The sequence below is a fragment of the Aeromonas sp. QDB56 genome (assembly GCF_027705505.1).
In the GTDB taxonomy this organism is placed as follows: domain Bacteria; phylum Pseudomonadota; class Gammaproteobacteria; order Enterobacterales; family Aeromonadaceae; genus Aeromonas; species Aeromonas caviae.
Map to the genome: position 1 here is coordinate 1 of NZ_JAPDBZ010000131.1, position 11,277 is coordinate 11,277.

Annotated in this window: 10 protein-coding genes and 3 pseudogenes; 5 read left to right on the forward strand and 8 right to left on the reverse strand. The window is 62.0% G+C overall.

The genetic code is table 11. The features are described 5' to 3' along the window. The first annotated feature begins 285 nt into the window (after positions 1-285). Positions 286-558: pseudogene (locus OKB81_RS16425) on the forward strand (hypothetical protein). Between the two features lie 333 nt (positions 559-891). Here the strand turns inward: OKB81_RS16425 and OKB81_RS16430 are convergent. From OKB81_RS16430 to OKB81_RS16460, 7 genes and pseudogenes are all read right to left on the reverse strand, one after another. Further along, positions 892-1,563: pseudogene (locus tag OKB81_RS16430) on the reverse strand (helix-turn-helix domain-containing protein); the annotation flags it as partial. Positions 1,564-1,614: 51 nt separating this feature from the next. Further along, the gene (locus OKB81_RS16435) at positions 1,615-1,800 is read right to left on the reverse strand and encodes an SDR family oxidoreductase (protein WP_420359773.1); all 186 of its coding nucleotides are present in this window, start codon (positions 1,798-1,800) and stop codon (positions 1,615-1,617) included. 208 nt (positions 1,801-2,008) lie between these two features. Continuing rightward, positions 2,009-2,663, reverse strand: a pseudogene (locus OKB81_RS16440) (SDR family oxidoreductase); the annotation flags it as partial. A gap of 349 nt (positions 2,664-3,012) precedes the next feature. Then, complete coding sequence (locus OKB81_RS16445) at positions 3,013-3,384, reverse strand: DUF6616 family protein (RefSeq protein WP_160838930.1); 372 nt, start codon at positions 3,382-3,384, stop codon at positions 3,013-3,015. Beyond that, the gene (locus tag OKB81_RS16450; RefSeq protein WP_234888662.1) at positions 3,381-3,761 is read right to left on the reverse strand and encodes a hypothetical protein; all 381 of its coding nucleotides are present in this window, start codon (positions 3,759-3,761) and stop codon (positions 3,381-3,383) included. The genes OKB81_RS16445 and OKB81_RS16450 overlap by 4 nt, the downstream gene beginning before the upstream one ends. Before the next feature lie 12 nt (positions 3,762-3,773). After that, positions 3,774-4,163: a hypothetical protein gene (locus OKB81_RS16455; protein ID WP_234888661.1), complete on the reverse strand. Its 390-nt coding sequence runs from the start codon at positions 4,161-4,163 to the stop codon at positions 3,774-3,776. After that, positions 4,160-4,690: a MarR family winged helix-turn-helix transcriptional regulator gene (locus tag OKB81_RS16460; RefSeq protein WP_160838928.1), complete on the reverse strand. Its 531-nt coding sequence runs from the start codon at positions 4,688-4,690 to the stop codon at positions 4,160-4,162. Before OKB81_RS16460 ends, OKB81_RS16455 begins: the two co-directional genes overlap by 4 nt. A 259-nt stretch (positions 4,691-4,949) precedes the next feature. Between OKB81_RS16460 and OKB81_RS16465 the strand changes: the two genes are divergently transcribed. After that, positions 4,950-6,320: a leucine-rich repeat-containing protein kinase family protein gene (locus OKB81_RS16465; RefSeq protein WP_160838926.1), complete on the forward strand. Its 1,371-nt coding sequence runs from the start codon at positions 4,950-4,952 to the stop codon at positions 6,318-6,320. A 110-nt stretch (positions 6,321-6,430) separates the two neighbouring features. After that, positions 6,431-7,078: a thiopurine S-methyltransferase gene (locus OKB81_RS16470; RefSeq protein ID WP_160838936.1), complete on the forward strand. Its 648-nt coding sequence runs from the start codon at positions 6,431-6,433 to the stop codon at positions 7,076-7,078. 285 nt (positions 7,079-7,363) lie between these two features. Here OKB81_RS16470 and OKB81_RS16475 read toward each other — a convergent pair whose 3' ends face one another. Then, on the reverse strand, positions 7,364-10,138 hold the full coding sequence (locus tag OKB81_RS16475) for an insulinase family protein (protein ID WP_160838924.1): 2,775 nt from the start codon (positions 10,136-10,138) through the stop codon (positions 7,364-7,366). A 162-nt stretch (positions 10,139-10,300) separates the two neighbouring features. Here OKB81_RS16475 and sixA point away from each other — a divergent pair, with 162 nt between their 5' ends. Beyond that, positions 10,301-10,768, forward strand: coding sequence for a phosphohistidine phosphatase SixA (gene sixA, locus OKB81_RS16480; RefSeq protein ID WP_270666239.1), 468 nt, complete (start codon positions 10,301-10,303; stop codon positions 10,766-10,768). A 133-nt stretch (positions 10,769-10,901) separates the two neighbouring features. After that, the gene (locus tag OKB81_RS16485; protein ID WP_005324080.1) at positions 10,902-11,108 is read left to right on the forward strand and encodes a DUF1107 domain-containing protein; all 207 of its coding nucleotides are present in this window, start codon (positions 10,902-10,904) and stop codon (positions 11,106-11,108) included. Positions 11,109-11,277: the final 169 nt, after the last annotated feature.

Sequence of the window (11,277 nt, forward strand, 5' to 3'; positions counted from 1 at the left end):
ATGGATACCGTGTCTCCTTTCCCGGGGAATGGCTATGGCACAGCGAAGGTGTAGCACTATTGGGATCAGTTATTTAGGCTCTGCCGTGCCAATTAAGACCTGCGCCGTGAGGCGGCGGTCGTGGCAGCAGGGGAGGGGGCGACAGCAACGCCTTCATGTGCACTGTCGACACCGTACATACCAAATCTGGTATGGCCCCCGGTGGAGTCCGGACACCACTTGAATAAACGGGGTGGAACCCGAACAGACAAACGAGTAGGGAGAAGAGATCACGGAGGGTTTGTTATGTCAGAACAAGCAGTGTTGTTGGGCGGATGGACTGCCTACCACAAGCTGAGCGCCAAAGATCAGGCAGTATTCAACTAGGCACTGGAAGGATTTGTCGGGGTGCAGTACCAACCCTTTGAAGTCTCCACCCAAGTGGTGGCCGGCACCAATTACCGCTTCAAGTGCAAGAGCACTGTGCCACTGCCCAACCCCATCCACGGGGAAGCCGTGGTACAGATCTTCCAATCCCTGGATGGGTCGGCCCATATCACCTCCATTACCCCGATCTGATTGGGTAGTGGGGCAAGGCGGGGAAGGGGAATCGCTTCCAACCGGTTTGCCTCAACCAGCAATAAGAAAGACGCCTTAGGGCGTCTTTTTTTTCCACAACTAAGCACCTCTTATGTGCGGTCAGCATAGAAACTTATCGATTAATTTGTTGATCTTGCTCAGCAAATTATCATCATCCTCTTTTGTTTATCTGTCATGCTGGCTAGGGAAAGTGCGAACAAGTATCCCACGAACAAAAAATGAAAATTTTAGTCATTTAATATCAATGGGTTACCAGTAAATGCTCTCGTGCCATATGACTTATTCGCACCTTCCCTAGCCCCACGGCGCGGGCGCCTTGGGGTTGCCGACGGCGCTCGCCACCTGGGCGTAGCTCACCACTTTGGCGGGCGGGATCGCGAGCAGCGCCCGCCAGACGCTGATCTGAACGTTGGTGCCGCTCACGTGCAAGGAGAGGGGGCGATCCGCCTTCTTGCTGCTATCGAACATGGTGTGGATGACCCCCAGGGTGCGTGAGGGCGCTTCTCGCAGCTCTGCCTCAGGCCAACGCTGGGCGAGGGCACTCAGCGGCGTTTGTGGGGCCTGGTCATCGAGAAACGAGAAGTTGCACACCCCCCGCGGGGTCAGGGCGACGAACGCCTGGCCGAAGGGGGTGTCGTGCATCCCGTGATCGATCACCAGCCCGGCCCCGCGCTGTTTGTATTCGCCCGGCGTCACCGCTTCGAGCTGCACGAAGTGATCGTAGAGGCGCGAGCCGCTGCTCAGGCCCAGGGTATCGGCCACCTCCAGCAGCGGGCGCGACTCCTGCAGCAGCGCCTTGGCCCGCTTCAGGGTCAGCACCTGCAAGTAGCGTTTGGGCGTCACCCCGGCCCAGCGGCTGAACAGCCGTTGGAAGTGAAAGGGGCTCAAGTGAACGTGCGCCGCTATCTCGTCCAGGGTGGGTTGGCGCGCCACCTGGCTTGCGATAAAACGGATGGCATCGGCGATGCGGGCGTAATCAGACATAGAGCGCTCTCACGATAGGTTGGCAGCCGCAGGATCTTGGGTGCGACAAGGTCATGTGCGACAAATAGATACCCCACCATCGGCCAGCAGGGCAATGCCGGTGGTAAAGCTGGAGGCATCGGACGCGAGATAAAGGGCCGAGCGGGCGATCTCCTCCGGTTGGGCCAGCCGTTTGAGGGCATGCATATGCTGCACAAAGGCGAGACTCTCCGGTGTATCGGTAAAGGCCCGCCCCATGGCAATGCTGTTCACTTAAGAGAATTTGAGTTCCAGTCCACGTAGTATCAGGGCTAAAAAATGAGGGAGGCATGATGCCTCCCTCTTTCTATTGCAAGCCACGCTGGATAAAGGCTGAAGGAACATCGACTGGAAACAGCCTTGCTCCCCCAACTCAAGTCGCATTTATGAATAATTAGTCAAAAATGTGCTTATCTGAACAGCATTGCCGCCCCATGGGGGTGTCGGTGCCCCCCGGCAGCAGGGCGTTGACCCGCACCCCTTGTGCCCCATATTCGGCGGCCAACACCTGGGTCAGACCGATGAGACCCGCCTTGCTCGCGGCATAGGCCGCCATGCCGGGCAGCCCCAGGGTGTGGCCAACGAAGGTGGAGGTGAAGATAAGGGAGCCGCCCCCGCGTGCCTGCATGGCGGGGATCTGGTACTTGGCTCCCACAAAGGCGCTGGTGAGGTTGGTATCCAGGGTTTCCTGCCACTGCGCCAGTTCAAGCCCCGGCACGCTGCCCGGTGTTCCCGTGGTGCCGGCGTTGTTGAAGGCGATATCGAGTCCGCCAAAACGGGTCAGCGCGAGATCCACCAGGGCGCGGGCATAGGTTTCGCTTTTCACATCTCCCGCCAGGCTCACCGCCTGGCCCCCCTCGTGGCGGATCTCCTCCACCAGCGCATCCAGCTCGGGCTGGCGGCGGGCACCCAGGACGACGCTGGCCCCCTCCCTTGCAAACAGGATGGCGCTGGCGCGGCCGATACCGGAGCTGGCGCCCGTGATGATGGCGACCTTGTTGTGTAATGACATGACAGTTCCCTCGCGTGATGTGCATGGCGCCGGGTGGTGATGCTCATGCAGGGTTGGCAGACAAGTGGATGGGTTCAACCCCCTCCTGGTTCAAACCTCCTTTGGTTCAACCCTCCTTTGGTTCAAAGCTTTGGGGGGTCGAAAGCACTGTTGGTTTGAAAGCAATATGGCGGCGAACCTTCGTCACGACGACCCGGATCTTGCTCACTTGTGCCATCGGCGATGGGCCATCACGGCATCGGGAGATATCAGCGTTTTTTGAAGGGAGTGGGAAGGAAGTGGGAAGGGAGCGGGGCTGTGGCGCCGCTTTCCCAGGTGGTGGTGACCTGGGTTTGCAAGGGCAGGGCATGGAAAACAGTGCCACCGGTGTCGGCGGCACTGACGCAAGGCCTGGTGGGATAACCCTCTTTTAGGGGTTATCAGGCCAGGGCGGGGCTGGATGTGGCGGCGCAGGGCAGGGCGGCCAACTGTGCAAGGTGCTCACCCAGAGAGACCCCGGCGCCGGTGGCGTTGACCGTCTCGAAGTAGTCGTGCCAGCCCGATGCGGCTATCCCCTGGACGAGGGCCTCGATGGCCGCGGCATCCGGCCCGCGCCAGATGGCGAAGAAGGGGTGGGGCGCACCATGGAGGGTGGCAGCATCGGTCTCGCCCAGGGCGATGGGCTCCACCCCGAGGGCGGCGAGGTTGGCCATGCTTGTGCCAATGGCCTCGAAGAACTGCTGACGGGCCGTCTGGCTCAATGACAGCCAGGCGGGAGTGGGGGTGTAGAGCTCTGCCAGATAGTGGGTCATAGGGGTTCCTTCGGGAGTTGGCCCTTGCGCAAGGTGCGCAAGGCGCGTTGACAAATCCGGGTTGTCGCGGGGCTGGGGCTTTCGCGAGACCAGCGCGCGCAGAGGTCAGTGACCCACTGTGGCCTGTCTTTGCTCGCATCGTTCAGCCAGTTGGCGACGGAGTCCTGCACATAAGGGGCGGGATCGGCCCTGAGGGGCTCGAGCAGCATCAGGGCCTGCTCCGGTGCTTGTCGCAGGGACGCAAGATGGGTACACCAGACGCCGCGGGGCCGGGTTGCTTCGCTGGCAAAGCGTCGCAGTCGCTCGGACGGCTCCGCCGTCCAGGGCACCAGGGCGGCAATGGCCGCCTCGAGCTGCGCAGCAATGGTCGTTCGCATTGCGATCCAGGCTCACTCGCGCACCCCAAAGTGCGGGTCATCGGCGAGGGGACGAATGAGGGCCAGGCGGTCGCTGAGCGACAGCCCCTCGCTCGCCCCCACCATGAAACAGGCCCAGCCCCGCACGGTATCGGAGGGATGACGGCTGAGCGCCGCAAGATCCCTCGTGCCGCTCTCGGTCAGGAGCAGCCTGGCGGCCAGCGCCATGCGCCGGGTAATGCCCTCCCCGGATGCGGCGTGCATCGATGCCAGCGCCTGGGGCCCGAGCGAAGGCAGGGTACACTGCATCAGGGGGGCAAAATCCACCGCCAGGCATTCGGTCAGGTTGCTTGCCTCAGCCTCTCCCCGGTTGAGCTGGGCGAGGCGTGAGGGGGTGATATCCGTGATGCGGCTGCGTGTCATGGGTGCTCCTCTGTGGCGTCCTCAGTGCAGCCTGCCCGGGATGAGATGACATTGAGCCAGGCTCGCTTGAGCAGGGCGCTCAGGGTTTCCCGCTCTGCCTGATCGAACCCGGCAAACAGGGAGCCTATCCACTGGCTGTGCTCATCGAGCAGGTGCTGCGCCAAGGCCTGGCCCTGCTCTGTCAGGCGCACCGAGATCTTTCGCCTGTCCTGGCTGTCGCTGTGGCGAGCCAGCAGGCCGTCCCGTTGCAGCCCGTCGAGCAGGCCGGTGATGGTGGCCCGTGTGACCCCCGCCTTGTCGGCAAGCTCGTGGGGGGCCAGCCCTTGTGGCAGGTCGCGCAGCAAAAACAGCAGCACGAACTTGCCTTCGGATAGGCGGTGAGGGGCCAGGCGCGCCGCGCACGCCTGATCGATGGCAGCGGCGAGGGTCAACACCTCAAAGCAGACGCGTATGTTTTGGGTGTCCGCGTGTCCGCGGCACTCTGCATCTTCGAGCAGGGCGAGGTGTTTCTGTTCCAGCGTGATCATGATGGTGAGTCTCGAATGACTTTATATGGTGCCATACTATATGGTGCCAATCAAATGTTCAACCACCCAAGCACGCGACCGGGATGGTTCATGGCAACGGAGAGCGGGAGTGTGGCGATGGGGGGCCTTTGCAAGAGAAGGCTTTGCAAGAAAATCGGCCATCTTTGGCCGTCATTCCCTATAATGCCCCTCCTTTGTGGTCTGGGGGGAGTGCCCGCAGTGAGCCACCGCAAGCCCGAATGTTGATAGAGACGATCCCATGCATACCCTGGAACAGCTTCGCGCAGGCGAACTCTGCGGCGCCCGCCACCTCAAACTTGCTGAAAACCTCGCGGTGTTCCCTCCCGAGATCCTGAGCCTCAAGGAGACCCTGGAGGTGCTGGATCTCACCGGCAACCAGCTGAGCGAGTTGCCTGACGCGCTGGCCGAATGCAAGAAGCTGCGCATCCTCTTCTGCTCCGAGAACAACTTCACCGAACTGCCCGAGGTGCTGGGGCGCTGCCCTGCGCTCACCATGGTGGGCTTCAAGGCCAACCGCATCGCGACCGTCCCGGCCACCTCCCTGCCCGCCAGATTGCGCTGGCTGATCCTGACCGACAATGCCATTGAACGACTGCCGGACGAGCTGGGGCAGTGCGACGCCCTGCAAAAGCTGATGCTCTCGGGCAACCGGCTCGCTGGGCTTCCCGAGACGCTTGCCGGTTGCCACCGTTTGGAGCTTTTGCGCATCGCCGCCAACCGGCTCGAGGCGCTTCCAGAGTGGCTGCTCTCCCTGCCGCGCCTGTCCTGGCTGGCCTTCGCGGGCAACCCTTTCTGTGATGAGCAGGCGTGTCTGAACGGCACATCGGTGTTCACTACCGAGATCCCCTGGCAGGCGCTCTCACTGGGGGATGTGCTCGGGGAGGGAGCATCCGGCGTCATCTATCGCGCCGAGTGGGAGAGGGCTGAAGGGCCCTGGGCGGTGGCGGTCAAGCTCTTCAAGGGGGCCGTCACCAGCGATGGCTTGCCCCTGAGCGAGATGGGGGCGTCCCTGGCCGCCGGTCGCCATCCAAACCTGGTCGGGGTGATGGGGCGGGTGAGCGATCATCCCTCCGGCATCCCGGCACTGGTGATGCCCCTGATAGACCCCGCCTTCGCCACCCTGGCGAGGCCCCCGAGCCTGGACTCCTGTACCCGGGATGTCTATGGGGCGGATCTGAACTTCACTCCGGCCCAGGTGATGGCCATGGTGCAGGGGGTGGCTGCGGCCGCCCGACACCTGCACGAGCGGGGCATCCTCCACGGCGATCTCTACGCACACAACCTGCTGTACTCCTTGCAGCCCGCGATGCCCCACTCGTCGCAGGAGGCGCCGGACCGGGTGCTGCTCGGGGACTTTGGTGCCGCCTCCTGTTACGACCGCGCCGATGAGGTGCTGGCCGGGCGGCTGGAGCGCCTGGAAGTGCGGGCCTTTGGCTGCCTGCTGGCCGAGCTGCTGGCGCGCTGTAATGGGGGCGACGCCGACCTTGACCCCCTTCATCGACTGGCCAGAGAGTGCGGCTTTGAGGTGCCTTCCCGGCGACCCACCTTCGCGCAGATCCTGACCCGGCTGGCAGCGATGGCGACAAGCCTGCCTGGGGTCGTGGCCTGAGGCCTGCCCATCGTGGGCGTTCTCTTGCACAGGGGCGGGATCATGGGGCTTGCGCCACTTCGGTGAAGTTGTGATAGTGATGCACCATTGCAGATGACGAGAGGAAGATGATGGAAGCGGCATTTTGGCACCAGAAGTGGAAAGAGAACCGGATTGGCTTTCATCAGGCAGATTTCAACCGCTGGCTGCAATCCTGGTGGTCGGCCCAGCAAGGGAGCGACCCCGTGCTGGTGCCCCTTTGCGGCAAGTCCCGGGACATGCTCTGGCTGCGTGAGCAGGGGCATCCGGTGGATGGCTTCGAGCTCTCCGAGCTCGCCATTACCCAGTTTTTTGACGAGAACAACCTGAGTGCAGAGAGAAGCGAGGTGGGTCCCTATCAGTGCCACCGGCACGAGGATCTGCGCATCTATCAGGGGGACTTCTTCGCCGCTCCGGAGCTTGGTCAGCGTTATCGCCTGGTCTATGACAGGGCGGCCCTCATCGCCTTGCCGGGCGCCATGCGCCGCCAGTATGCCGCCCTGATGAGCCGCCTGGTGGAGGCGGGAGGGCAGGTGTTGCTGGTGACCCTCGAGTATCAGCCCGAGCAGCAGCTACAGCCGCCGTTCTCGGTGGGGGAGATGGAGGTGCGCACCCTGTTTGAGCGCGACTTTGGTGTCGAGGTGCTGGGCCGGGGGGCTGAGCTGGGTCACCCCAGGGTGCTCTCGGGGCAGCTCTCCTATTTCGACGAGGTGGCTTACCGGCTTATCCGCCGGGGCTGAGGAGGGCGCGAGGCCGCTGCCAACGAGGGAAGTGGCGCTTGTTTTACCTCCTTTGACATAGATCAACGTGGAAAATCAGGGAAATGCCTAAGATGAGGCTGTTTCTCAATCACTGCTGGTGCCGACCGATGAGCTCTGGTTTGAACGCCGGTCGAACATCAACCCAGTGTCTGATTTTCACGCTCATGTTCACTTTTGGCGGCTCTGGTCGCAATTGATTATGGTTTTTCCAGCCGACCCCACAGGGTCGGCTTTTTATTGCCTGCGCGTTGCCAACAGGGGAGGTCAGCCTTCGAAGGTGGCGGCGTTGAGCCGAAATGCCCGTGGATCGTCGATAAACTGGCCGGTGATCCGCTCGTCATGTTCGTGCCCCTGACCATAGCTGCAGAGGATCAGCCGATCGGAGGTGCGCGATCGCAGCTGGGTGATAAAGCGCACCAGATCGGCGCGGCTCAACTTGCCCACCTCGTCGCAGACCCGTTCCCGCTGATCAAACCCCAGATCCTTGTTGCCGATGCTGACCCAGAGCCGCTGGCCGCGACTGCGCAGGTTGGCATCCCGCTCGCTCAACTGGGCTTGCAGCCCCGCCTTGCTCTCTTGCCACTGTTGCTCGGTAAATTCGAGCATGGCGAGCGGGAAGAGGTCGATAAACTCCTCCACCGCATCGAGCAGGATCTGCGGTCCCGCCACCGGCGACTGGATATAGAAGATCAGCCCCGGATGGCGATTGAGAGGCAGGTTGCCGGCGCCCACCACATACCCCAGTTGCTGGCGGGTGCGCAGCTCGTGAAAGAAGGTAGAGGACATGATGTGGTTCGCCAGGGTAAAGCAGGCGAGATCCCGCGCCCGGGTGGTGCGGGACTGGTAGTAGACCAGCAGCGCCGAGTCCTCGTGATCGCACCCCTGCTCGCGAATGAGGGTGCCTCTGTCCTGGATGGAGATGAGGGGGCGGCGGGTCTCGGCGCTGGGCTGGCTGTTGGCACCGAGGTGGCGCTCCAGCAGGGCCGCGAGTTCGAGGGCCTCGGCGGCCGTCCAGTCTCCGTGTACCAGGGCCTCCAGATGCACCCTGGCAAAGAGCTCGGAGACGAAGCCGGGCATCTCCCCGAGTTCGACGGTGCGCAGGTGGCGCAACAGCTGCTCGAAGGGCGGGTTGTTGGGTTGCAGCAAACTGGTGAGCTGGTTGAACAACTGGGAGATGGGGCGGGTCTTGGACTGGTTCTCCCAGTTGCGGATAAGCTGCTCCTTGATCTCGCTAAAGCGGGCCGGATCCGGATACCCCAGGGTGCGGTTGCCGAGGATCATGTCGAGCAGCAGCGGTTGCTTGTCGGCAAAGCCGCTGAGGTTGATGGTAAAGCCCCCCTGATGGGCATAAATCTGGTAGCCAAGGCCCGCGAGCTCCGCCGGGTAGGTGAGGGCGTTGAGGTGATCCGTGAGCAGTTCCACGGCCAGACGCGCCATGGCGATGTGACGCGGGCTCTTGACCGCATGTTCGCTGTCGACGGAGATATAAAGGCTGCCCTTGGGCACGCTGAACTGATGCTCATGCAGGTGCCAGAGCCGGAAACCGGGCCTGTCGATGAGGCAGGACGGCATGTCGGCGGGCAGCGCCGGCAGACGGGCGTCGAGGCGGGTGCTGATGAAGGGGTTGGGCGCCGGCAGGTGCAGGGCGGGATCCGGTTCACTCTGCTGCCAGCGGATCTTCTCGGCCTCGCTGATGCTCTGGACGCTGTAGGGTGTCTGGTACCAGCGGGCGAGGCGATCCGTGCTCGCTTCCGGGGCCTGGATGGTCACCCGCAGGTTGTGGGGCGTCAGCTTGGCGAGGAAGCGCCGGATCAGCGGCTCATCGAACCCGCGCATCATGTAGTCGCCGTAGAGCAGATCGTCCGGCCCGTAGCTGAACAGGTTGAGCACGAGGCCGGAGACGGTGTCGAGGGCCCGGCCCCGCTCCTGGAAGCGGAAGGCGGATTCCAGCACGCTGCGCTTCTCCTCATAGCGCCAGGCCTGCACCCCGCCCCGCTCGATGAGCTTCAGATAGCCAAACAGGGCGGCGATGATCTCGTCTACATGCTCAAGCCCAAGGGGGGTGAGGCCAAAGCTCACGCCAAAGTCCTTGAAGTTGGCGCCGCTGATGCCGCCGCCGGCGGCGAGCTGATTGACCCAGCCCCGCCCCTTGAGCAGGGAGAGCAGGCTGCCTTCCCCCTCATAGCCGATGAGGTGGCTCAGGAAGGTGAGGGGTTTTTTGTCGTAATACTCATCCACGCACGGCAGCGGGAAGGTCAGCGCCAGCTTGCGGGTCTCCTTGACCGGGGTCAGCTGGATGCGAATGCCGAGATCATCGAGCCGATAGAGAGGATGGCTCAGTACCGGAGGGCCGAGGCGGCGATCCGGAATGGCACCAAAGAAGCGATCACACCAGGCCAGCTGGGTCTCGATGGGTGCCGGTGAAAGCATGACCAGCGCCATGCGATCCGCACTGTAGTGGGTTTCGTAGAACGCAATGAGATCCGAACGCAGATCCCGGCCGGGGAGATCCGCCAGGGTGTCGAGGTTGCCCACCGAGAATTTGGAGAAGGGGTGGTCCGGATTGACCGTCTCCTTGTGCACCTGGTAGCTGCGGCGCACGTCGTCCTGCAGCTTGAGGCGGTACTCGGAGTCCACCGCGTTGCGCTCCTTGTCGACCCACTCCGGTGCAAAGGTGGGGCAGATGAAGAACTGGGAGAACCGGTCGAGCCCCGCCTCGAAGAAGCCGTTGTCGATGTCGAAGAAGAAGTTGGTGAACTCGGTACCGGTCCAGGCGTTGTTGCTGCCCCCGTGACGGCTCATGAATTGCTGGTACTCACCGGGTTTGGGGTAGGTGCGGGTACCGAGAAACAGCATATGCTCGAGGAAATGGGCCATGCCCTGGCGATCGGCAGGATCGTCGAAGTGGCCGGTATTCACCGCCAGGGAGGCGGCGGATTTGTCGGTCTCGGGATCACAGATCAGCAAGACCCTGAGCCGGTTTGCCAGCTCCAGATAGTGATACTGCCGATGGTCGTTGGGACTGGCATATGGGCTCATTGGGGCGTGACTCGCGGTGAATTTATTTGAATTTAAACATGATTATCGACCTCGCTATCTCACGAGGCAAACCCTTTTCTGAGAGGTAGCGCAATTGTTTCCCCCGGCATGGCGGGGTAAGATCCCCCGGCTATTTAAACAGGCCCCCTGGGCGAGGTTGTAATGAAAATCTACATCATGCGTCATGGCCAGGCTGGCATGAACGCAAAGACTGATGAACAGCGTCCACTGACCGAACAAGGCATCGAAGAGTCCATCCACATGGCATGCTGGCTGGCTCCCCAGCTGACCGGCTCCCTGAGCCTGGTGATCCACAGCAACTACCTGCGTGCCAGACAGACCTGGCAGGCCATCGCCCCCGAGCTGCCCGAGGCCCTCAAGATCGAGGAGAGTGGCGGGATCACCCCCTATGGCGATCCGGCCTTCGTGGCGAGCTACCTCACCGCGCTGGCGGCGGAGCACGACAACATTCTCATGGTCAGCCACCTGCCTCTGGTGGGGTATCTGGTGCAGAGCCTCTGTCCGGCTGCGGGCGCCCCCATGTTCGCCACCTCCGGCCTGGCCTGCATCGAGTGGCAAGATGGCAAAGGAGTCTTGCTCTGGCTGGAAGGACCGCATACAATACGGTAAAAGTTAATAATAGGTTACAATTTGGTTTTTTGGGGAAGAGAGAGTCGATTTTTCCGGTTTTTTATATAAATTTAACGGAATTATTTCGCATAAGCTGCTGTCATACGGATACAACTTCAAGAGGTTGCAAACGATGAGAGTGTTCAAGAAGTACCTGCCACTGATGGTGGCAAAACATGTCAAAACCTTCTTCAAGGGGAGGATTTACATCCACGGCAGGGGGCGCTTCGATTTCCAGTCGGGCTTGCTGATGATGCCATTGCAAGCCGACATTCCCCATCGCCAGACGGTGCTCGAGGTCAATGAACTGATTTCAAGGCTCCACATGGATGCCGCCTGAGGCGCCTCAGGCTGACCCTGGTCCCCCTCATGCCCGCCCCTGTGCGGGCATGATTGTTGATGGCGCCTGGGCGCGGCGCCAACCGTTCGCGTGTAACCGTTCACCGGCCCCGGCTTGACTAAGCCGAGGTCAGGTTGAATACGTCAGGATAAGGCTGGCCCGTCATGAC

Excerpts from the sequence above, each read along its gene's own strand:
- OKB81_RS16435 (WP_420359773.1), bottom strand. The coding sequence starts at position 1,800 with ATGGGGCGGGCCTTTACCGATACACCGGAGAGTCTCGCCTTTGTGCAG.
- OKB81_RS16445 (WP_160838930.1), bottom strand. The coding sequence starts at position 3,384 with ATGACCCACTATCTGGCAGAGCTCTACACCCCCACTCCCGCCTGGCTG.
- OKB81_RS16450 (WP_234888662.1), bottom strand. The coding sequence starts at position 3,761 with ATGCGAACGACCATTGCTGCGCAGCTCGAGGCGGCCATTGCCGCCCTG.
- OKB81_RS16455 (WP_234888661.1), bottom strand. The coding sequence starts at position 4,163 with ATGACACGCAGCCGCATCACGGATATCACCCCCTCACGCCTCGCCCAG.
- OKB81_RS16460 (WP_160838928.1), bottom strand. The coding sequence starts at position 4,690 with ATGATCACGCTGGAACAGAAACACCTCGCCCTGCTCGAAGATGCAGAG.
- OKB81_RS16465 (WP_160838926.1), top strand. The coding sequence starts at position 4,950 with ATGCATACCCTGGAACAGCTTCGCGCAGGCGAACTCTGCGGCGCCCGC.
- OKB81_RS16470 (WP_160838936.1), top strand. The coding sequence starts at position 6,431 with ATGGAAGCGGCATTTTGGCACCAGAAGTGGAAAGAGAACCGGATTGGC.
- OKB81_RS16475 (WP_160838924.1), bottom strand. The coding sequence starts at position 10,138 with ATGAGCCCATATGCCAGTCCCAACGACCATCGGCAGTATCACTATCTG.
- sixA (WP_270666239.1), top strand. The coding sequence starts at position 10,301 with ATGAAAATCTACATCATGCGTCATGGCCAGGCTGGCATGAACGCAAAG.
- OKB81_RS16485 (WP_005324080.1), top strand. The coding sequence starts at position 10,902 with ATGAGAGTGTTCAAGAAGTACCTGCCACTGATGGTGGCAAAACATGTC.